The sequence below is a fragment of the Caulobacter sp. BE254 genome (assembly GCF_031457295.1).
Taxonomy (GTDB): domain Bacteria; phylum Pseudomonadota; class Alphaproteobacteria; order Caulobacterales; family Caulobacteraceae; genus Caulobacter.
In genome coordinates this window covers 854,524-875,199 of the sequence record NZ_JAVDWJ010000001.1, presented here as the reverse complement: position 1 = coordinate 875,199, position 20,676 = coordinate 854,524, and the positions used below count along the sequence as shown (strand labels likewise).

20 protein-coding genes are annotated in these 20,676 nt (G+C 69.3%); 15 read left to right on the top strand and 5 right to left on the bottom strand.

What is annotated here, in order from left to right; all coding sequences use genetic code 11:
- The first annotated feature begins 9 nt into the window (after window positions 1–9).
- Complete coding sequence (gene spmX, locus J2X41_RS03870) at window positions 10–1,251, top strand: lysozyme-family localization factor SpmX (protein WP_310079737.1); 1,242 nt, start codon at window positions 10–12, stop codon at window positions 1,249–1,251.
- Window positions 1,252–1,329: 78 nt separating this feature from the next.
- Window positions 1,330–2,484: an isovaleryl-CoA dehydrogenase gene (locus tag J2X41_RS03865; RefSeq protein ID WP_310079735.1), complete on the top strand. Its 1,155-nt coding sequence runs from the start codon at window positions 1,330–1,332 to the stop codon at window positions 2,482–2,484.
- Between the two features lie 494 nt (window positions 2,485–2,978).
- Here the strand turns inward: J2X41_RS03865 and J2X41_RS03860 are convergent, their stop codons facing one another.
- Window positions 2,979–3,110: a hypothetical protein gene (locus J2X41_RS03860; protein WP_310079733.1), complete on the bottom strand. Its 132-nt coding sequence runs from the start codon at window positions 3,108–3,110 to the stop codon at window positions 2,979–2,981.
- A gap of 141 nt (window positions 3,111–3,251) precedes the next feature.
- Here J2X41_RS03860 and J2X41_RS03855 point away from each other — a divergent pair, with 141 nt between their 5' ends.
- On the top strand, window positions 3,252–4,028 hold the full coding sequence (locus tag J2X41_RS03855) for a methyltransferase domain-containing protein (RefSeq protein ID WP_310079731.1): 777 nt from the start codon (window positions 3,252–3,254) through the stop codon (window positions 4,026–4,028).
- Here J2X41_RS03855 and J2X41_RS03850 read toward each other — a convergent pair.
- A complete protein-coding gene (locus J2X41_RS03850; RefSeq protein WP_310079866.1) occupies window positions 3,994–5,784 on the bottom strand; it encodes a patatin-like phospholipase family protein in 1,791 nt (596 codons plus the stop codon). The genes J2X41_RS03855 and J2X41_RS03850 overlap by 35 nt on opposite strands.
- Before the next feature lie 113 nt (window positions 5,785–5,897).
- On the opposite strand from J2X41_RS03850, the gene J2X41_RS03845 reads away from it, so the two are divergent.
- From J2X41_RS03845 to J2X41_RS03825, 5 genes are read left to right on the top strand one after another with little or no spacing between them, the layout of a single operon-like run.
- Window positions 5,898–7,505 (top strand): carboxyl transferase domain-containing protein, encoded by a 1,608-nt coding sequence (locus J2X41_RS03845; protein ID WP_310079728.1) that lies wholly within the window; start codon window positions 5,898–5,900, stop codon window positions 7,503–7,505.
- Window positions 7,506–7,523: 18 nt separating this feature from the next.
- Entirely contained in the window at window positions 7,524–8,363 is an 840-nt protein-coding gene (locus J2X41_RS03840; RefSeq protein WP_310079726.1) for an enoyl-CoA hydratase-related protein, read from the top strand.
- A gap of 18 nt (window positions 8,364–8,381) precedes the next feature.
- The gene (locus J2X41_RS03835; RefSeq protein ID WP_310079724.1) at window positions 8,382–9,749 is read left to right on the top strand and encodes a DUF3667 domain-containing protein; all 1,368 of its coding nucleotides are present in this window, start codon (window positions 8,382–8,384) and stop codon (window positions 9,747–9,749) included.
- A gap of 10 nt (window positions 9,750–9,759) precedes the next feature.
- On the top strand, window positions 9,760–11,721 hold the full coding sequence (locus J2X41_RS03830; RefSeq protein ID WP_310079722.1) for an acetyl/propionyl/methylcrotonyl-CoA carboxylase subunit alpha: 1,962 nt from the start codon (window positions 9,760–9,762) through the stop codon (window positions 11,719–11,721).
- A gap of 9 nt (window positions 11,722–11,730) precedes the next feature.
- On the top strand, window positions 11,731–12,132 hold the full coding sequence (locus J2X41_RS03825; protein WP_310079720.1) for a DUF1489 family protein: 402 nt from the start codon (window positions 11,731–11,733) through the stop codon (window positions 12,130–12,132).
- Between the two features lie 147 nt (window positions 12,133–12,279).
- On the opposite strand, the gene panC is transcribed toward J2X41_RS03825, so the two are convergent.
- Window positions 12,280–13,125 carry a pantoate--beta-alanine ligase gene (gene panC, locus J2X41_RS03820; RefSeq protein ID WP_310079864.1) on the bottom strand — a complete coding sequence of 282 codons (846 nt, stop codon included), beginning with the start codon at window positions 13,123–13,125 and terminating at the stop codon, window positions 12,280–12,282.
- Between the two features lie 208 nt (window positions 13,126–13,333).
- Between panC and J2X41_RS03815 the strand changes: the two genes are divergently transcribed.
- Together J2X41_RS03815 and J2X41_RS03810 are read left to right on the top strand one after the other, a co-directional pair.
- A complete protein-coding gene (locus tag J2X41_RS03815) occupies window positions 13,334–14,170 on the top strand; it encodes a division plane positioning ATPase MipZ (RefSeq protein ID WP_056752781.1) in 837 nt (278 codons plus the stop codon).
- 30 nt (window positions 14,171–14,200) lie between these two features.
- The gene (locus J2X41_RS03810; protein WP_310079719.1) at window positions 14,201–14,623 is read left to right on the top strand and encodes a DnaJ domain-containing protein; all 423 of its coding nucleotides are present in this window, start codon (window positions 14,201–14,203) and stop codon (window positions 14,621–14,623) included.
- Window positions 14,624–14,797: 174 nt separating this feature from the next.
- On the opposite strand, the gene J2X41_RS03805 is transcribed toward J2X41_RS03810, so the two are convergent.
- Window positions 14,798–16,105: a D-alanyl-D-alanine carboxypeptidase family protein gene (locus tag J2X41_RS03805; RefSeq protein WP_310079718.1), complete on the bottom strand. Its 1,308-nt coding sequence runs from the start codon at window positions 16,103–16,105 to the stop codon at window positions 14,798–14,800.
- A gap of 314 nt (window positions 16,106–16,419) precedes the next feature.
- Between J2X41_RS03805 and J2X41_RS03800 the strand changes: the two genes are divergently transcribed.
- The 4 genes from J2X41_RS03800 to J2X41_RS03785 all read left to right on the top strand — a co-directional run bounded on the left by J2X41_RS03800 (window position 16,420) and on the right by J2X41_RS03785 (window position 19,370).
- Window positions 16,420–16,854, top strand: coding sequence for a phasin family protein (locus J2X41_RS03800; RefSeq protein ID WP_035078511.1), 435 nt, complete (start codon window positions 16,420–16,422; stop codon window positions 16,852–16,854).
- 124 nt (window positions 16,855–16,978) lie between these two features.
- The gene (locus J2X41_RS03795) at window positions 16,979–17,437 is read left to right on the top strand and encodes a RidA family protein (protein ID WP_310079717.1); all 459 of its coding nucleotides are present in this window, start codon (window positions 16,979–16,981) and stop codon (window positions 17,435–17,437) included.
- Window positions 17,437–18,213: a glycerophosphodiester phosphodiesterase gene (locus J2X41_RS03790; protein ID WP_310079716.1), complete on the top strand. Its 777-nt coding sequence runs from the start codon at window positions 17,437–17,439 to the stop codon at window positions 18,211–18,213. Before J2X41_RS03795 ends, J2X41_RS03790 begins: the two co-directional genes overlap by 1 nt.
- Window positions 18,210–19,370, top strand: coding sequence for a GNAT family N-acetyltransferase (locus J2X41_RS03785; RefSeq protein ID WP_310079715.1), 1,161 nt, complete (start codon window positions 18,210–18,212; stop codon window positions 19,368–19,370). The genes J2X41_RS03790 and J2X41_RS03785 overlap by 4 nt, the downstream gene beginning before the upstream one ends.
- 215 nt (window positions 19,371–19,585) lie before the next feature.
- Here J2X41_RS03785 and J2X41_RS03780 read toward each other — a convergent pair whose 3' ends face one another.
- The gene (locus tag J2X41_RS03780) at window positions 19,586–20,173 is read right to left on the bottom strand and encodes a DUF4287 domain-containing protein (RefSeq protein ID WP_310079863.1); all 588 of its coding nucleotides are present in this window, start codon (window positions 20,171–20,173) and stop codon (window positions 19,586–19,588) included.
- A gap of 60 nt (window positions 20,174–20,233) precedes the next feature.
- Here J2X41_RS03780 and J2X41_RS03775 point away from each other — a divergent pair, with 60 nt between their 5' ends.
- Window positions 20,234–20,665, top strand: a complete 432-nt coding sequence (locus tag J2X41_RS03775; RefSeq protein ID WP_310079714.1) for an HIT family protein — start codon at window positions 20,234–20,236, stop codon at window positions 20,663–20,665.
- Window positions 20,666–20,676 lie beyond the last annotated feature (11 nt).

Below are 20,676 nucleotides of genomic sequence, written 5' to 3'. Positions count from 1 at the left end.
TTCTTGGCGATGAAACCGCGTTATCAGGTCTCCCGCGCCGCCGTCGATCTCATCAAGAGATTCGAGGGTTACCGGATGAAAGCCGCGCAGCTGCCCGACGGGCGCTGGACGCTGGGCTATGGCCACACCCTGACCGCGCGCGCCGGAACTTCCGTCTCGGAACAGGACGCCGAGGCCCTGCTGCTCTACGACCTGATCACCGTGGCCCACACGGTCAACGAGAACGTCTACACGCCGCTGAACCAGAACCAGTTCGACGCTCTGGTCTGCTTCGCCTTCAACATCGGCACGGAGAATTTCGTCCGTTCGGACGTGCTGCGCCGGCTCAACGAGGGCGCGCTGCTGCAGGCCGCCTGCGAGATGGAGGTGTGGCGCAAGGCCGATTTCGAGGGCGAGCGCATCGTCGTCGACGCCCTGGTTCGCCGCCGCTCGGCCGAGAAGGCGCTGTTCCTGACCCCGCCTGACGGCCACTGGGTGGCCGCGCCCAGCTCGGTGCTGCGGCCCAAGATCGACCATGACGCCGGCCGGCTGGTGCCCAGCCAAACCCCGGCCGCGCTCGTCACCGCCCTGACCGGCGACAAGGCCGTGGCCCTGCGCGCGGACGGGTCGGCCGCGCCCGCCCTGACCGGCGCCGGGCCCAGCGCCAGCGAACAGGCCGCCGCCGCCGTCGGCGCGCGTCTGGAAGCGATCCTGCCGGACGAGGCGGCCGTCGCCTCCACGCCGTTCCAGGGCCTGGTCGCGCCGGTCCAGGACCTGGTCCTGCCGGAGCCGCCGGTCCCGGCCGCCGCCGCGCCGCCGCCGTCCATCCATGCGCCGGCCGAGCCGGCGGCCGCCGCCACGCCGTTCCAGCTGACGCCGGAGGAGCCAGCCGCCGAGTCGGCCGCATCCCCGACGCCGGCCGAGCCGAGTCTGTTCGAGACGGCCCGTCCGGCGCCTGGCGGTTCGCTGTTCAATCTGGGCGGCTTCTCGACCAGCGGACCTGTCGAACTGGAAGCCCAGGACGTCGCCTTCGCTCACGTGCAGCCGCACGCCTTCGGCGGCGTCAGCCTGCTGGTCTGCCTGGGCCTGCTGGGCCTGGCCCTGTTCGGCGGCGGCATCCTGTGGAACCTCAGCGTCGCGGCCAGCGAAGGCGTGTCGCTGGTCAAGATGTTCGGCTGGGGCGCCAGCGTGATCGGCATGATCTGCTTCGCCACGGCGGCCTATCTGCTGATGCGCCGGCTGGGCGATCCCGATCCGCACGGCGAAGACTAGACCCTGGATGGAATGATCCGGAGCATGAACGCCCGCGGGTCTGCTTGATCCGCGGGCGTTTGTGCTATGCAGGCGGTCATGACCAACCAAACCGCACCCTCGATGGACTTCGCGCTGGGCGAGACGGCCGACGCGATCCGTGACACCACCGCCCGCTTCGCGGCCGACCGCATCGCGCCGATCGCCGCCCGCATCGACGAGACCAACACCTTCCCCCGCGAGCTGTGGGTCCCGATGGGCGACCTGGGCCTGCACGGCATCACCGTGGAAGAAGAGTTCGGCGGCCTGGGCCTGGGCTATCTTGAGCACGTGATCGCCATGGAAGAGGTGAGTCGCGCCTCGGCCTCGGTCGGCCTCAGCTACGGCGCCCACTCCAATCTCTGCGTTAACCAGATCCGCCGCTGGGCCACGCCCGAGCAGAAGCAGCGCTATCTGCCCAAGCTGATCAGCGGCGAGCACGTCGGTTCGCTGGCCATGAGCGAGGCCGGGTCTGGCTCGGACGTGGTGTCGATGAAGCTGAAGGCCGAGCAGGTCGGCGACCGCTACGTGCTGAACGGCACGAAGTTCTGGATCACCAACGCCCCGCACGCCGACACCCTGGTGGTCTACGCCAAGACCGATGAGCGCCGCATCACCGCCTTCCTGATCGAGAAGGGCATGAAGGGCTTCAGCGTTTCCAAGAAGCTGGACAAGATGGGCATGCGCGGGTCGGACACCGCCGAGCTGGTGTTCGAGGACTGCGAGGTTCCGGAAGAGAACGTGGTGGGCCCCGTCGGAGGCGGCGTCGGGGTGCTGATGAGCGGCCTGGACTACGAGCGCGCCGTGCTGTCCGCCGGTCCGCTAGGCATCATGCAGGCGTGCCTAGATGTTGTGCTGCCCTATGTCCGCGAGCGCAAGCAGTTCGGCCAGGCGATTGGCTCGTTCCAGCTGATGCAGGGCAAGGTCGCCGACATGTACGTGGCCCTGAACTCGGCCCGGGCCTATGTCTACGCCGTGGCGCGGGCCTGCGACGCGGGCAGGACCACGCGGTTCGACGCGGCCGGCGCCATCCTGATGGCCTCGGAAAGCGCGGTGCGGGTGTCGCTGGAGGCCATCCAGGCCCTGGGCGGGGCGGGCTACACCAAGGAATGGCCGGTCGAGCGCCTGATGCGCGACGCCAAGCTCTACGACATCGGGGCCGGGACCAACGAGATCCGGCGGTTCCTGATCGGGCGAGAGCTGGTGGGGGCGTAGATCCTCCCCCTGTGGGGGAGGCGATCGCGCAGCGATCGGTGGGGGAGTTTTGGGGTCGATCGGGGGATCGACCATCGCCCGATCACCCCCTCCGTCGGCTTCGCCGACACCTCCCCCACCGGGGGGAGGATCAAAATGTAAGGGCCGCCCCGATTGCTCGGGGCGGCCCTCCATCGTCGTAGCCGCGTCCGCAGCGTGACTTCGAACCTTAGGCGTTCAACGCCTTCAGTTGGAGACCTCGATCTTCAGGCCCCAGGTCACGACTTGCGACCACGGTTGGAGACAATGAGACACTGGTCACCTCCTTTCAGTTGTTGAACAACACAAGACGAATATGGGCGCCGATCGGCCGTCCTGCAAAGGGGGCAATGTCGCGACCGGACGTCGCGGCCTGCGACTGCTTCGTTGAGAGGCGGGTGAGGGCGAGCGGAAGGGCACTCCCGGGTCGCGCAAGGGGGGCAAGCGCGACCCGGGGCCGCATCGTCGGGATCGGGCTAGAGGGCCCGCACGATCACGACGATGAGGGTCCAAAGACCAAGGTTCACGGCCAGCAGGCCCAGGCGATACAGGGCCACGGCCGAGGGTTCGGCGGTGAGGGCGACAGCGGTGGCGGCGGGGCGCTTCACGTTTGTTTCCATCCTGCGGCGCTCTGAAATCGCGCCTTGACCAAAGAATAGGCGCTCGGCGCCTCCGCACCCATGCGACAAAAGCGACGGATCGGTCCAAATGGCCGGACCGATTGTCGCAGTTCGCTCACGGAGGGCCGCATGCCGGTCTGGGATCCCGACGTCTACCAGCGCTACAAGGCCTATCGCGACCGGCCGGCCCTGGACCTGATGCTGCAGATCCCCCGCGATCTGGCGCCACGCGAAATCTGGGACCTGGGCTGCGGGACGGGCGAGCACGCGGCCCTGCTGGCGGCCCGCCACCCGGACGCGCGCGTGCACGGCCTGGACTCCAGCCCGGAGATGCTGGCGCGCGGGCGGGCCATGCGGGCCGACATCGACTGGGTGCTCGGCGATATCGCGACCTTCGCCCCCGAGATGCCGCCCGACCTGATCTTCACCAACGCCGCCCTGCAATGGGTGGACGGCCACGAGGCGCTGTTCCCGCGCCTGATGGGGCTGCTGGCGCCGGGCGGCGTCCTGGCCTGCCAGATCCCCGTGGTGGCCGACGACGGCTGGCGGCGCAGCCTGCGCGAGACGGCTCTCGACGGGCCCTGGTCGGCGCGGCTGGCCGATGTCGAGCGCGTGCGCTCCGGCGTCGATCCGCGCCCCTACCACGACTGGCTGTCGCCGCTGAGCCAAGACCTCGACGTCTGGGTGACGACCTATGTCCACGCCCTCGGCGGCGAGGATCCCATCGTCGACTGGACATCGGGGACCAGCCTGCGGCCTTACCTGGAAGCGCTGGGCGATCCGGCCGAGCGGGCGGCGTTCCTGGCGGCGTGGCGCGCGCGGCTGGCGGTCGACTATCCGCGCCGCGAGGACGGGGTGACCCTGTTCCCCTTCAGCCGGCTGTTCGTGGTCGCCCGCCGCTACTGAGGGGCGCTCCCAGACTCTCTCGCGCGGCCAGGTCGGCCAGGCTGGGCCGGCGGCGCAGCTCGGTCACGGGCTTGCCCAGGCTGTCCAGGACCAGGGCGGCAGCGGCGCGGCCGGCCGCCACGGCGGGCTCGAAGGCCTTCCAGTCGCGGATGTCGACCTCGTTGAGCTTGGGGGTGATCAGCACGTCCGAGGCCTCGCGGCTGGCGGCCAGGTCGCGGCCCGTCGACACCGTGGCCGCCCGCATCAGCAGGGCGACGATCGGCGGGCCCTTGCGCCATTCGCCCGACCACAGCCAGCGCCACAGCGAGGCCGGGCGGTCGACGTCGTCGGCGGTGATGCTGCGGCCGCGGGTGACGTCCACCCCGACGATCGGCCCCAGCTGGAAGGCGCGCATGACGTCGGCCGGAAAGTTCTTCATCACTGCCCCGTCGACCAGCACCGAATTGCCGTCCGCCACCGGCGGCAGCACGCCGGGCAGCGAGATCGAGGCCCGCAGCGCCTCGCGCAGCACGCCCTGGCGGTGCAGGTGATAGGCGCCCGAGGTCAGGTTCGACGACACGCAGAAGAACGGCAGCCACAGGTCGGCGATCTCGATGTCGTCGAAGTGCTCGGCCAGCCGCGCCTTGACCTTCAGGCCCTGGGTCATGGCCACCAGGGGGAAGGCGATGTCGTCCAGGGGGCTGGTGTCGACGAAGGCCTTGCGGATGCGGGTCTCCATCTCGCCATCGTCCCAGCCCATGGCCAGGCCCGCGGCGACGACCGCGCCCATCGAGGCGCCGCCCACGAAGTCGATCGGCACGCCGCGCTCGCGCAGGGCCTGGATGGCGCCGATATGGGCGTAGGCGCGCGCTCCGCCGCCGGACAGCACCAGGCCCACCGACTGCCCGGTCAGCACCCGCGCCAGGCGCTGCACGTCGGCCATGCCGTTCTCGCGCAGATGGAACAGCCGCGCGGCCTGGGTGGCGTCCAGCCATTCGCCCGAGCCCTTGGGATGGGTGACCTTGGCCGGCTGCAGCAGGATCAGGTCGACCAGCCGCTGGTCTTGCAGCGGGCCCGAGGCGTAGGACGGAATGACGGCCGGCGGCCGGCGGTCGCCCAGGCCGACGCGGAACAGCCGGTCCACCTGGCGGCCGACCACGTGCTTCCAGGCGGTTTCCTCGGCCTCGGCGACATAGAGGACGAAGTCGTGCTCGCGCTCGACGGTGCTGAACCATTCGGTCGGGGCCAGCAGCGACGCCGCGCCCTCGACGGTGACCGAATAGCCCAGAACGGCGATGGCGTGGGCGATGCGCTCGACGACCGGCCGGATCGCCTTGCCGGGCTCGACCGCGATGAAGCCGAACACCGAAGGATCGCCGATCGAGGCGTGGGCCCCGGCGTTGCGCGCCCGGCGGATCATCAGCCGCGACAGCTCGATCATCACGTCCGGATCGCGCTCGACGGCCTCGAAGAAGGCGGCGCGGGGCAGGGCCAGGACTTCCGAATCACGCAGGGCCACCAGGTTGGCCGAGTGGGCCGAGCCGGCGATCATCGCCATCTCGCCGGCCGGCTCGCCGGGGCGGATCACGCCGAGGAACTGGGGCTCCTGGCCTTCCTCCCGCCGGAAAGCGCCCAGCCGCCCGGTGCGCAGGAAGTAGAGATAGTCCGCCGCCTCGCCGGGCGCGTACAGTGTCGCGCCGCCTGGAAGGGAGAACCAGGCGGCGTCGCCTTCGCGGTGTTCTTGCGCGAAGAGCCGGGCGAGGGCCGTATCGGCCATGAAGTCGGGCAGGGTGACCACGGGTGGGACGCTAACTTGAACCGCGGATCTTGGCCATCGAAGGTCAAAAACTGCGGCTTTCGGTGGGAAACGGAAAAGGCTATGCCTCGCTAATGCCGAAGATGAACACGGGTATCGACAAAAACGGCGAGACTTTCGCCAAAAACGCCGCGCACAATCGCGCGCTGGTGGAGACCCTGCGCGAAAGGGTCGCGCAGGCGGCCCTAGGCGGTCCCGAAAGCGCCCGGACGCGCCACGCGGCGCGCGGCAAGCTCCTTCCGCGTGAACGGGTCGAGCGCCTGCTGGATCCCGGCTCGCCGTTCCTGGAGATCGGCCAACTGGCCGCCTGCGACCTCTATAACGGCGAGGCGCCGGGCGCGGGCCTGATCGCAGGCATCGGCCGGGTGTCCGGCCGCGAGGTGATGATCGTCGCCAACGACGCCACGGTGAAGGGCGGCGCCTATTTCCCGATAACCGTGAAGAAGCACCTGCGCGCCCAGGAGATCGCCCAGCAGAACCGCCTGCCGTGCGTCTATCTGGTCGACAGCGGCGGGGCCAACCTGCCGCACCAGGCCGAGGTGTTCCCCGACCGCGACCATTTCGGCCGCATCTTCTTCAACCAGGCGCGGATGAGCGCGGCGGGCATCGCCCAGATCGCCTGCGTCATGGGCTCGTGCACGGCCGGCGGCGCCTATGTGCCGGCCATGAGCGACGAGACGGTGATCGTCCGCGACCAGGGCACGATCTTCCTGGCCGGCCCGCCGCTGGTGAAGGCCGCCACCGGCGAGGTGATCAGCGCCGAGGAACTGGGCGGGGCCGACACCCACGGTCGCCGCTCGGGCGTGGTCGACCACGTGGCCAATGACGACGAGCATGCGCTGGAGATCGTCCGCTCGATCGTCGCCAATCTCAACACCACCAAGCGGGTCGAGACCGAAATCCGCGACAGCAAACCGCCGCTGTTCGACGCCGAGGACCTGTACGGCGTCGTGCCCACCGACGTCCGCGCCCCCTACGACGTACGCGAGGTGATCGCCCGCATCGTCGACGGCAGCGAGTTCGACGAGTTCAAGGCGCTTTACGGCGCGACCCTGGTCTGCGGCTTCGCCCGTATCTGGGGCCAGCCGGTGGCGATCCTGGCCAACAACGGCGTGCTGTTCAGCGAGAGCGCCGTCAAGGGCGCGCACTTCATCGAGCTGGCCTGCAAGCGCAAGATCCCGCTGGTGTTCCTGCAGAACATCTCGGGCTTCATGGTCGGCGGCAAGTACGAGGCCGGCGGCATCGCCAAGGACGGCGCCAAGCTGGTCACGGCGGTCGCCTCGGCCGAGGTGCCCAAGTTCACGGTGCTGATCGGCGGCAGCTTCGGGGCCGGCAACTACGGCATGTGCGGCCGGGCCTACAGCCCGCGCTTCCTGTTCACCTGGCCCAACAGCCGCATCAGCGTGATGGGCGGCGAGCAGGCGGCCAGCGTGCTCTCCACGATCAAGCGCGACGGGATGGAGGCCAAGGGCGAGACCTGGGCGGCCGAGGACGAGGAGGCCTTCAAGGCCCCGATCCGCGCCCGCTACGAGGCGGAGGGCGACCCCTACCACGCTACCGCCCGCCTGTGGGACGACGGCATCATCGACCCGGCCCAGACCCGCGACGTGCTGGGCCTGGCGATCAGCGCCAGCCTCAACGCCCCGATCCCCGAGACCACTTTCGGCGTCTTCCGGATGTAAGCCGGGAAAGGACAAGCCATGACCAACCCCATCGCCGACCCGATCGTCGAAGTTCCCGACACCGACGCCATGACCCCGCTGGTCCATCTGGATTCCACGCCCGGCGGCGCGGTCACCGTCTGGATCAACCGTCCGGCCAAGAAGAACGCCTTCGACGCGGCGACCATCGCGGCGCTGCACCAGGCCTTCGAGACCCTGCACGGCGCCGAGGGCGTGCGGATCGTCTTCCTGCGCGGGGTGGGCGGGGCGTTCAGCGCCGGGGCCGACCTGGAGTGGATGAGGGCCGCCGCCGATTGGAGCGAGGACGACAACCGCGACGACGCCCTGGCTCTGGCCCAGATGCTGAAGGCCCTGCACGACATCCGGGCCCTGACCGTGGCCCTGGTCGAGGGGCCGGCCTTTGGCGGCGGAGCCGGCCTGGTGGCGGCCTGCGACCACGCCCTGGCCACGGCCGACGCGCGGTTCGCCTTCTCCGAGGTCAAGCTGGGCCTGACCCCGGCCACCATCAGTCCCTATGTGATCGCCGCCCTGGGGCCGCGCACCGCCAAGCTGCTGTTCGCCACCGGCCGGGTGTTCGACGCCGACCACGCCTGGAGCTACGGCCTGGTCGACGAGGTGTTCGACGACGCGGCTGGGCTGGCCGCGGCCCAGGAGGCGCTGATCGAGGAGGTCGCGGCCTGCGCGCCCGGCGCTATCGGCGACGCCAAGGCCCTGGTCAACGACTTCGTCGGCCAGAAGATCGACCGCGGCCTGCTCGATGAAACGGCAAGGCGCATCGCCCGCCGCCGCGTGTCGGACGAAGGCCAAGAAGGCGTGCGCGCCTTCCTCGAACGCCGTAAACCCGGCTGGACCATCTAGAGTCGAGCAGGGGGCCATATGACGGGTGAAATGGAAGCGGCGGCGGCGGACTCGTTCAGCGCGTTCTTCAAGCGGCGCAGGAAGCACGCCTTCGAGGGCGTCGGAAAGCCGTGCGCCAACTGCGGGACCACGCTTGAAGGCCCTTACTGCCACGCCTGCGGCCAGAACGCCGACACCCATCATCGCTCGATCGGCCACCTGATCTGGGAGGCCATCGAGGGGATGTTCCACCTCGACGGGCGCCTGGCCCTGACCCTTCCGGCCCTGTTCCTGAAACCGGGCGGCCTGGCCAAGGACTATATGGAAGGCCGGATCGTGCGGCACGTGCCGCCGTTCCGCACCTTCCTGGTGGCCCTGCTGCTGTTCATCTTCGCGGCCGAGCACGCCATCCATTCGGCCCAGCACCACGCCGAGGAGGAGGCCCACAAGCGCGCCGAGGCCCTGGCTACGCCGCGGGGCCGGGCCGCCGAGGCCGCCCGCCTGCGCGCCGAAGCCGTCAAGGACCGTGACGCCAGCCTGAAGGAAGCGGCGACGGATCGTGACGCGACCCTGGCCGAGGCCGCCGTCGACCGCGACGCGGACCTGAAGGATCCCGACGAAGACAAGGCTCGGGTCCTGGAGCGCTACCAGAAGGTCGCGACCAAGGCGCCCGCCGACTACCAGGAAGCCGTCGCCAAGGCCCAGGCCGACTACGCCAAGACGATCGCCACGGCCGACCTGCTGGCGGCGGGCAAGCTGCCCGAGGGTATGGGCCAGACGCCGGAGGAGAAGCGCAAGGCCGAGGCCGAGCAGATTCGCGGCTTGTCGTTCAGCGGCGACGGCGAGGTTCCTTCCGTGACGGTCCGCGACAACGGCAAGGTGGAAACCGGCGCGACGGCCCTTCCGCCGGAAGCCCAAGCCGCGATCAAGGACGCCAGGGCCAAGGGGCACGATCCGTCCAAGGCCCTCCGCTGGAGCGGCGGCTGGCTAAAGGAAAGCATCGCCAAGGCTCGCGAGAACCCCGAATTCTACGTATTGGTGCTGTTCACCTGGGGCCACCGCATGGCGGTGCTGCTGCTGCCGATCGTCGGCCTGGCCCTGGCCCTGGTCTATCGCAACAAGCCCAAGTTCTTCATCTACGACCACCTGCTGGTGGCGATGAACCTGCTGTCCTTCGCGTTCCTGACCAACGCGTTGGGCCTGGTCCTACCCGACGCCGCCAAGACCTGGTGGTTCGGGCTCCTGGTGCTCTGGACGCCCGTGAACCTGTTCCAGACGCTGCGGGGCGCCTACGGGTCCAGCATCGTGGGTGCGGCGCTCAAGACGCTGATCGTCTGGTGGGCCACCGTGTTTTCCTTCTCCCTCCTGCTCGTCGGCCTGGCGCTTCTGGCCCTGGCCCAGATCTAGGAATGTCGTCTTGATCTCGTCCGTTCTCATCGCCAATCGCGGCGAAATCGCCCGTCGGATCATCCGCACCGCCCGCGAGCTGGGCGTGCGGACGATCGCGGTCTATTCCGAGGCGGACGCGCAGGCGCCGTTCGTGATGGAGGCCGATGTCGCCATCCTGATCGGCCCGGCCCCGGCCCGCGAGAGCTACCTGGTCCCGGAAAAGATCCTGGCCGCCGCCCGACAGACCGGCGCCGAGGCGATCCACCCGGGCTACGGCTTCCTGTCCGAGAACGCCGACTTCGCCCAGGCGGTGATCGACGCCGGCCTGGTCTGGATCGGCCCGCCGCCCTCGGCCATCCGCGCCATGGGCCTGAAGGACGCGGCCAAGAAGGTGATGATCGCGGCCGGCGTGCCCACCACCCCCGGCTATCTGGGCGAGGATCAGTCGGCCGAGCGCCTGGCGGCCGAGGCGGCCAAGATCGGCTTCCCGGTGCTGATCAAGGCCGTGGCCGGCGGCGGCGGCAAGGGCATGCGCAAGGTCGACAGGGCCGAGGATTTCGCCGCCTTGCTCGCCTCCTGCCAGCGCGAGGCCTCGGCCAGCTTCAATGACGACCGGGTGCTGCTGGAAAAGTACGTCACCCGTCCGCGCCACATCGAGGTGCAGGTGTTCGGCGACAGCCACGGCAATGTCGTCCATCTGTTCGAGCGCGACTGCTCGCTGCAGCGCCGCCACCAGAAGGTCATCGAGGAGGCCCCGGCCCCCGGCATGGACGAAGCCACCCGCGCCGCGGCCTGTGACGCGGCGGTCAAGGCGGCGCAGGCGGTGGGCTATGTCGGGGCGGGCACGGTCGAGTTCATCGCCGACGCCTCCGAGGGCCTGCGCGCCGACCGCATCTGGTTCATGGAGATGAACACCCGACTGCAGGTCGAGCATCCGGTCACCGAGATGGTCACCGGCCAGGACCTGGTCGAGTGGCAGCTGTTGGTCGCCTCGGGCGAGCCCCTGCCGCTGGCCCAGGACGAGATCACGCTGGACGGCTGGGCCATGGAGGCTCGCCTCTATGCCGAGAACCCCGCCACCGGCTTCCTGCCCAGCACAGGACCCCTGACCCACTTCCGCCTTCCCGAGGGCGACGTGCGGGTCGACAGCGCCGTGGAGGAGGGCGGCGAGGTCACTCCGTTCTACGACCCGATGATCGCCAAGCTGATCGCCCACGGCGTCGATCGTGAGGACGCCGCCGCCCGCCTGGCCGAAGCCTGCCGCCTGGTCGAGGTGTATCCCGTCAAGACCAACGCCGCCTTCCTGGCCCAGTGCGCCAGCCATCCCGACTTCGTCGATGGCGACGTCGACACCGGCTTCATCGAGGCGCGGCTGGAGGACCTGACCCAGCGGACCTTCTCCGACGCCTCGACCCTGGCGGCGATCGGTCAGCGCCTGGAGGCCTTCATGGAGGTCGACCAGCCCCGGGCTGACGTCTGGGCCAGCGCGCCGTCGCGCCTGTTGGGCTTCCGGATGAACGCGCCCCGGGCGGCGATGGACCTGCCTCTGCGCATCGATGGCAAGCCCGTGCCGCTGCGGGTGGCCCTGGCGGGGGGGACCGGCGACGACTGGTCGTGGGACATCACGGTCGAGGACGGCCGGCCGCTGGATGACGTCGACGTGCTGCCCACGACCTACGGCGGCGACCCGCTCTATGTGTTCGAGGGCGGCGACGTCCGCGAGTTCGACTTCGCCTACCAGGCCGGCGGGGCCCATGCCGCCGCCTCGGACGGCGCGATCCTGTCGCCGATGCCGGGCAAGATCGTCTCGGTGTCCGTCGAAGCCGGCCAGGCGGTGGTCAAGGGCCAGACCTTGCTGACCCTTGAGGCCATGAAGATGGAGCACGCCCTGGCCGCGCCGTTCGACGGCGTGGTCGCCGAGCTGTCGGCCGTCGCCGGCGGGCAGGTGAGCGAAGGCGTCGTGCTGGCGAAGCTGGAGCCGGTCGCCTAAGTACCGGTCATGCCCCTGCACATCATCAAGCTGGTCGTCGGCTGCGACAACATCGACGAACTCGTCGCCTGGCACGCCGAAGTCGACCGTCCGTGGATCATGCACACCCGCATGACGCCCAAGCGCGTCGACGAGGTGCTGGACGGCGGCTCGCTGTACCGGGTGATGAAGGGCCAGATCCTGTGCCGCCAGACGATCCTGAGAATCGACACGGTCGGCGAGGGTCAGGCGTCACGCTGCGAGGTGACTGTGGATCCGACCATCGTCCGCGTCGCGCCCACGCCGCGTCGCCCGTTCCAGGGCTGGCGGTATCTCAAGCACGAGGACGTTCCACCGGACCTCACCGAGGCGGAGGCCGCCGAGATGCCGGCCGACCTGGCGCGTCAGTTGCGGGAGCTTGGGGCGTGGTGATCACCCCATAATCCGCTCATCCCGGCGGACGCCGGGACCAGATGGGATGGCTGGGAGGCGGGTTCCTCTAGCTCTGAGTTCATCCCTTCAGGCGCAACGCCATAGGATCTGGGTCCCGGCATTCGCCGGGATGAACGGGTTCTTGAGCTAGATCGCCATGTTATCGATCAGCCGGGTCCTGCCCAGCCAGGCCGCCACCAGGATGCGGCCGTCGGCCTGGCCGATCGGGCCTGGGCCCAGGCGCGACAGGTCGCCAGCCTCGCGGACATCGACATAGTCCACCTGGCGGAAGCCCGCGGCGAGGATGGCGGCCTTGGCCGTCGCCTCGGCCTCGTCGATGCGCCCGCCCGCCGCCACGGCCTGGGCCGCGGCCTTCATGGCGTTGGGCAGGGCGACGGCGGCGGCGCGTTCTTCGGGGCTGAGATAGGCGTTGCGCGAGGACAGGGCCAGGCCGTCCGCCGCCCGGGCGGTGGGCGCGCCGACGATCTCGACCGGGATGTCCAGGTCCCGGACCACCCGCTTGATGACCTGTAGCTGCTGGTAGTCCTTCTCGCCGAAGATCGCGACGTCGGGCTGCGACTGCATCAGCAGCTTGGTCACGACGGTGGCTACCCCGCCGAAGAACTGCGGACGCGCCGCGCCCTCCAGCGGCTCGGACACGCCTGTCAGGTCGACGGTGGTCGAAAAGCCCGGGGCGTACATCTCCTCGACGCCCGGCGCGAACATCAGGTCGCAGCCGGCCCCGGCCAGCAGATCGGCGTCGCGGGCCTCGCCGCGCGGATAGGAGTCGAAGTCCTCGTGCGGGGCGAATTGCCTGGGATTGACGAAGACGCTGGCCACGGTGCGCTGGACGCGGGACTGGCCCAGGGCGATCAGCGACAGATGGCCTTCGTGCAGGGCGCCCATGGTCGGGATCAGCGCCACGCGCTCGCCGGCCGCCTTCCAGGCGCGGACTTGAGCGCGCAGGTCGGCGACGGTGCGGACGATGGTCAGCGCCTTGTTCGGCTTCTGGTCGGCCACGGCGAACTCCTGTCTCGAACAGGCGTTGGCTTATGACGGACGCGGGCCCGGGCGTCCACCTGCGACAATGGGTCCACAGGGAAGGGACCCCGGGATTGACGTGGCGTCCTCTCAGGGCGTCTCCTGCATGTTAATCTTTCATTGAGAGTCGCCGAGTCGGGCGAAAAGAAGGAAAGAAGGCATGGCCGAAACGCGTGTCATCGTCGTCGGCAACGAGAAGGGCGGGGCGGGCAAGTCCACCATCGCCGTTCATCTCGCCACGGCGCTGCTCTATGGCGGCGCCAAGATCGCGCTGCTGGATCTCGACCTGCGCCAATGCACCTCGATGCGGTTCTTCGAGAACCGTAAGGCCTGGGTGGCCGGCAACGGCGTGACCCTGCCCGAGCCGCTGCCGTTCCGGCTCAGCGACGACGACGTCGCCCTGGCCGCCGCGCCGGAAGCCGACCAGGTGGCCAAGTTCGAGGCCGCCTTCGTCGCCGCCCGCGAGGCCGCCGACTTCGTGCTGATCGACACCCCCGGCGGTGACACGGCCATCTCGCGGATGGCCCACGGCCTGGCCGACCTGATCGTCACCCCGATGAACGACAGCTTCGTCGACTTCGACATGCTGGGCCATGTCGATCCGGTGACCATGGAGCTGCAGAAGCCCAGCCTCTACTCCCTGACCGTCTGGGAAGCCCGCAAGGCCCGCGCCCTGTCGGGGCAGCGCCAGGCCTTGGACTGGGTGGTGCTGCGCAATCGCCTGGCCACCACCGAGGCCCGCAACCGCAAGCGCGTCGAGGATCGCCTGACGGCCCTGTCCAAGCGGGTCGGCTTCCGCATGGGCCCCGGCCTGCGTGACCGGGTGATCTATCGCGAGCTGTTCCCGTTCGGCCTGACCATCGCCGACCTGTCGCCGCAGGTGCGCCCCGTGCCGGTGTCGCTGCAGCACCTGGCCGCGCGCCAGGAACTGCGGGCCCTGATGCACGCCCTTGGCCTTTCGGCCTATTCCGGGGAAACTCTGCTCGCCGCCCAATAGCGCAAGGGTCGGCGCCGGGATTCACGCCTCATGTTTTATCTGCTGCTGGGCGGCGCGATCCTGCTGTTCGTTCTGTCGGGCCGCGCCACCCGCGTCTTGAAGGGCGACGGCTGGCGGATCGGCGCGGGCATAACCGCGCTGCTGGCCTTCGCCGGCGGGGCCTATGCCGGCGTGCGCAGCGAGTGGCCGATCTGCATCGTGCTGCTGGTGATCGGCGCCTGGAGCGCCACAACCGCCCGCCGCCCGTCCGTCAGAAAGGCGACGCCCGTGAATTCAGGACCCAGCATTTCCGAGGCGCGGGCGATCCTGGGCGTGGGGCCGCAGGCGTCGAAGGCGGAGATCCAGGCGGCCTATTCGCGCCTGATCCGCATGGCCCACCCGGACAAGGGCGGCACCGCCGGCCTGGCCGCGCAGCTCAACGCCGCGCGGGACCGGTTGCTGGACGGGAAGTAGGAGTTGCGATCCCAGGTTTCGCCATTTCCGGGGTTGTCATCCCGGGCGTAGCGCAGCGAAGACCCGGGATCCAGGTCAACCGCGCCGCCTTCGCCCAGTCCTCTGGGTCCCGGACGGCCTCTGCGAGGCTTCCGGGATGACAACGGGGAGAGTGCGCACGCCCGGCGTGACCGCTTACCGCGGGGCCAGGACCATGCAGGGCTGGCGCTTGGCGCTGATCGCGCGGCAGGCGCCGCGGGCCGCGTCGGCGGTCAGGCCCTGAAACTGGGCGCGGAAGGTGCTGCTGGCGGCGCCTTCGACCGCGCCCTCGGCGTCGGCCACGAACTTCGAGAAGCGCGAGCGCACCAGCATCAGCTGTTCGTTGGCCAGGCTCTTGGACTTGAACGCCCCGACCTGCACGGCCCATTCGCCCTTGGCCTTCTTCGACGCGGGCTTGGCCTGGGCCGTCTTCAGGGTCGGCGAGACCTTCAGCGCGGCGGGGGGGCGGGGGTTGTCGGTCAGCACGATCTTCAGGCCGGCCTGGTCGCCGTCGCCTTCCTCGGTGGAGGGGCGCATGATCGGGCCGGTCGGCTCGTCTTCGTAGAGGTTGGCGGCGATGGTCGTGCGCTCGCCGTGCGAGCGGCGCTTGAGCACGTCGAAGCCCGTGGTCAGCAGGTCTTCCATGTTGTTGTCGCGCCAGGCCGTGGACGAACCGCCCAGGACCACGGCGATCAGGCGGCGGCCATCGCGCACGGCCGAGCCGGCGAGGTTGTAGCCCGAGGCGTTGGTGTAGCCGGTCTTCAGGCCGTCGAAGCCTTCCATGTTGGTCAGCAGGCGGTTGTGGCCGGGGATATAGCGGCCTCGGAACTCGAAGCCCTTGATGCTGAAGTAGGAATAGTACTGCGGGAAGTCGCGCATGGTGGCGCGCGACAGGATGGCCAGGTCGCGGGCGGTCGAGATCTGGCGGCTGTCGGGCAGACCCGAAGCGTTGACGAAGCGGCTGTTGCGCATGCCCAGTTCCTGGCCGCGCAGGGTCATCAGCGCGGCGAACCGTGACTCGCTGCCGCCGAGTCGCTCGGCCATGGCCACGGCGGCGTCATTGGCCGACTTCACCGTCATGGCGCGGATCGCCTCGTCGACGCTGATGCTGTCGCCGGGCTGCAGGCCCAGCTTGGTCGGGCTCTGGGCGGCGGCGTGCGATGAGAACGGCACGCGGTCCGTCAGCTTCAATCGGCCTTCGCTGAGCGCCTCGAAGGTAAGGTACAGCGTCATGATCTTGGTGACCGAGGCCGGATAGCGCGGGCTGTCGGCTCTTTTGTCGTAGAGCATCTCACCCGAATTGGCGTCGATGACGATGGCCGCGTATTTCGGCTCGGCGCTGTTCATCTGCAGATACGGGATCTGCGCCTCGGCGGCGACAGGCGCGGCCAGGCCGCACAGCATGGCGCCGGCGAGACCGAGGGCGGCGAGAACGGAGCGGACCGGGATAAGCTTGGCGAACATGGCGAATGCGTCCGTCATTTGAACTGAGCGGTTCCGCACCGCCACACGCGTGACCCTAGCATGCGCGTCGTGGCCTTTCGCTAAGGTAAACAAGTGGTGAGCGATTTCGCCGCAGAGATGGATAATTTCAAGGCGTTGCGGCGAAGCTTCGCTCTCGCCCCTCGCGCGAGCTAGAATCCATGTCAGGTTGTGGTGCGCTGCACAATTTTCTTGACTGCTGCAGTGCAACATGAGACACCGGTGTTGTCCCAACGCATGGTCCGGATCCCGCTTCTCCGCCGCCATGCCCCGCCCATTGCCCAGGAGCCTCCCCCATGGCCGCCGCTGAAACCCTGAAGAACACCGTCGAACAATTCAGCACCGCCTCGAACCAAGCGTTCAAGGACGGCGTCGAGAAGTCTCTGGCCGCTCTGGCCGAGGCCAACACCCATTCCAAGAAGAACCTCGAAGCCGTGGTCGCTTCGGTGACCGCCGCCACCAAGGGCGCCGAAGCCCTGGGCGCCCAGACCTTCGCCTATTCGAAGAAGGCCGCCGAGGACCAGGTCGCCGCCGCCAAGTCGCTGGCCGGCGCCAAGAGCGTCCAGGAAGCCGTCGAGCTGCAGACCGCCTGGGCCAAGTCGGCCCTGGAAGCCTACATCGCCCAGGTCAGCAAGGCCTCGGAGATCGTCTCGGCCTCGATCAAGGACTCGGTCAAGCCGCTGAACGAACGCGTCACCGCGACCGTCGAAAAGCTGCAGGCCGCCCGCTAGAGGCGATCGGCTCCTTCCAGAGCCGAGAACAGTTTGAAGGCCCGAGCCGGCAACGGTTCGGGCCTTTTTTCTTGTCCTGCCATCCCGCCGCGCTAAGCATGCGTCCAAGTCATTGGAGTGTGTGATGTCGAAGGTCGAACAGCGTCTGGCGGAACTTGGGATCGTGCTGCCGCAACCGGTCGCGCCCGTCGCCAACTATGTGCCCTTCGTCGCGACGGGAAACCTGATCCACATCTCCGGCCAGATCTCGCTCGACGCCAATGGCGGCCTGAAGGGCACGGTCGGGACGGACGTTGACCTGGAGACCGCCCAGCAGGGCGCGCGGCTGTGCGGCATCAACCTGCTGGCCCAGATGAAGGCGGCGGTCGGCGACCTCGACCGGGTCAAGCGCGTGGTCAAGCTGGGCGGCTTCGTCCAGGTCAGCCAGGACTTCGTCGACATCCCCAAGGTGATCAACGGCTGCTCGGACCTGATGGTCGAGGTGTTCGGCGACGCCGGCCGCCACGCGCGCTCGGCGGTCGGCGTCTACAGGCTGCCGCTGGGCTTCTCGGTCGAGGTCGACGCCGTGGTCGAGGTGGACTGATGCGCGCGGCGCGGCCCCGGCCCGGAACCGAAGTCTTCGGCGAGGCGTGGGAGCGCCTGTTCGCGCCGGCCGTGGCCCACCGCGGCCTGTGGTCGCCCGGCGGCCCGCCCGAGAACTCCCTGGCCGCCTTCCAGGCCGCCTGCGCCCACGACTATGCGATCGAGCTGGATGTCCAGCTGACCGCCGACAACCACGTCGTGGTCTTCCATGACGACCACCTGGAGCGCCTGACGGGCGCGCCGGGCAGGCTGCGCGACCACACGGCCGCCGACCTGGGCCGGTTGAGCCTGTCGGGGACGGACGAAACCATCCCGACCCTGGCCGACGCCCTGACCGTGATCGGTCACCGGGCGATGGTCTATATCGAACTGAAGACCCCGTTCGGCGAGGTCGGCGAGTTGGAAAAACAGGTCAGCCAGATCCTGCTGGACCACAATGGCCCCACGGCCGTGATCGGCTTCAATCCCTATTCCCACGCCTGGTTCGCCGAGCACCAGCCGCAGATCCTGCGCGGCCTGGACAGCTATGGCTGGGCCGACGAGAACGCCCGCAAGCTGGCGCCGGAGCTTCGCAAGTCCCTGGCCAACCTGGAGCAGGTCGAGATCGCCCGGCCGGATTTCCTGGCCCTGGGCATGGACATGCTGCCCAACGCCCGCGCCGACGCCCTGCGCGCCCAGGGCATGCCGGTGATCGCCTGGACCGTGCGCTCGGCCGAGCAGTGGGACAGCGTCCGCGGCCATTGCGACAACCTGATCTTCGAGGGCTTCGCCGCGTGACAGCCGTCAAGGCGGAGGTGCACGTCCACCGGCGCATCGCCGAGATCGGCCGCGACGCCTGGGACGCCTGCGCCGCCCCGCACGGCGATCCCTTCGTCAGCTTCGACTTCCTGGACGCCCTGGAGGAAAGCGGCTGCGCGGTCGAACGCACCGGCTGGGCGCCGCACCATCTCTCGGTCGAGGACGAGGCGGGCCGCGTGGCGGCGGTCATGCCGCTGTATCTGAAGTCCCACAGCCAGGGCGAATACGTCTTCGACCACAGCTGGGCCGACGCCTACGAGCGGGCCGGGGGGCGCTATTATCCCAAGCTCCAGTGTTCCGCGCCGTTCTCGCCGGTCACCGGTCCGCGGCTGATCGTCAGGCCCGACATCGACGCCGACGACGGCCGCTCTGCGCTGCTGGGCGGCGCCCTGACCCTCTGCGACCGGCTGAAGGCCTCGTCGCTGCACGTGACCTTTCCCAAGGCCGACGAATGGGCGTGGATGGGCGAGCGTGGGATGCTGCGTCGCCAGGATCAGCAGTATCACTGGTTCAACAACGGCTACGCCAGCTTCGACGACTTCCTGGCGGCTCTGTCGTCCAACCGTCGCAAGACCATCCGTCGCGAGCGCCGCGACGCCCAGGCCGGCCTGGAGATCGTCGCCCTGACCGGTGACCAGTTGACCGAGGATCACTGGGACGCCTTCTTCGGCTTCTACATGGACACCGGCGGCCGCAAGTGGGGCCGGCCCTATCTGAACAGGGCCTTCTATTCGCTGCTGGGCCAGCGGATGGCCGACAAGGTGCTGCTGATCCTGGCCCGCCGGCCGAGCGGGCCCTGGATCGCCGGGGCCCTGAACCTGATCGGCGACGACTGCCTCTACGGCCGCCACTGGGGCTGCACCGAGGACGTGCCGTTCCTGCATTTCGAGCTCTGCTACTACCAGGCCATCGAGCACGGCATCCGCCTGGGCCTGCCGCGCGTCGAGGCCGGGGCCCAGGGGCAGCACAAGATCGCCCGAGGCTACCTGCCCAGCCCGGTCTATTCGGCCCACTGGATCGCCGATCCAGCCCTGCGCGAACCGGTGGCCCGGTATCTGGAGCGCGAACGCGAGGCGGTCAGCGCCGAGATGGAGATGCTGACCGAGGAATATTCGCCGTTCCGGGAGGAGCGGTAGGGCGCGCTGTGGACAGGTAGGCGTCTAGCGTGGAGGGCGCCTCCCTCGTCCTTCGACAGGCTCAGGATGAGGGCTACTGTTGATGAGGGCTGGTGGTAACGTGGTTCAGTAGAGTTCCTCATCCTGAGCCTGTCGAAGGACGAGGAATTCGGCCCAAGATCGTCAACCGTCCACCGCGCGACGGCGGGGCCGGGCGATCGGCTGGGCGCCGGCTATCAGGACCGCTCCCAGGCCGCCTTCAGCAGCGCCCGGATCTCGGCGTCGACCTCGGCCGGCGCGGCCAAGGCGATCTTGGACTTCAAGCGTTCGGACCAGCTTTCGGTCTTCGCCGGCGACAGGCGAGGGGAGGCGTCGGGCGTCAGGGCCAGGCCCAGCATCGCCCCGCCGCCCTTGACCGGCTTGGCCGCCGCGAACTGGAACTCGCGCGACCAGGCGGTGAAGCCCTTGCGCTGGCCGGTGACCAGGCCGTCGAAGCCGGCGACCGCCGCCTGCAGCGCCTCCAGGATCGCGGCCGAGGCCGGGTCGGTCCACAGGGTCGCGCGCAGGGCGTCGGCGTCGTCCCAGTTGGGGCCTTCGGAGGGGAAGGCCTCGGACAGGATGTGGGCGGCGCGGTTGACGCCCAGGCCATGGGCGTCCTTGAGCCACTGGACGCGGGCGCGAGGCTTGGCCTCCGGGCAGTCGCGGCGCACGATCTCGACCCACTGGGCCAGGGTCTTGCCGGTGTCGCGCTCAAGGCTGGCCTGCACCGAGGCGAACCACTTCTTCTGGCGTTCGGTGAGGTGCTCGGTGGAGCCGTCCTTCATGCCCATGCTTGCGCCCCTCCCGAGGTTTGCTACGACCGCCCTGCAAGACAGGAGACGATCATGAGCCTTCACGGAAGCTACGACACGGGCAACATCTTCGCCAAGATCATCCGCGGCGAGATCCCGGCCGTGAAGGTGTTCGAGGACGACCAGGTCCTGGCCTTCATGGACGTCTTCCCGCAGTCCCGCGGCCACGTGTTGGTGATCTCCAAGACCAGCCAGGCCCGCAACCTGCTGGAGGCCGAGACCAAGACCCTGGGCCGGCTGATCGGCGCGGTGCAAAAGGCGGTCCAGGCGGTGACCGCGGCCCTGAAGCCCGACGGCGTGGTGGTCACCCAGTTCAACGGCGCCGCCGCCGGCCAGAGCGTGTTCCACCTGCATTTCCACGTCATCCCCCGCTACGAGGGCGAGGCGCTGGGCCGGCACGGCGAGGGTATGGCGGATGTCGAGGAACTGAAGGCGCTGGCGGAGAAGATCGCGGCGGCGCTGTGAGAGCGCCCGCC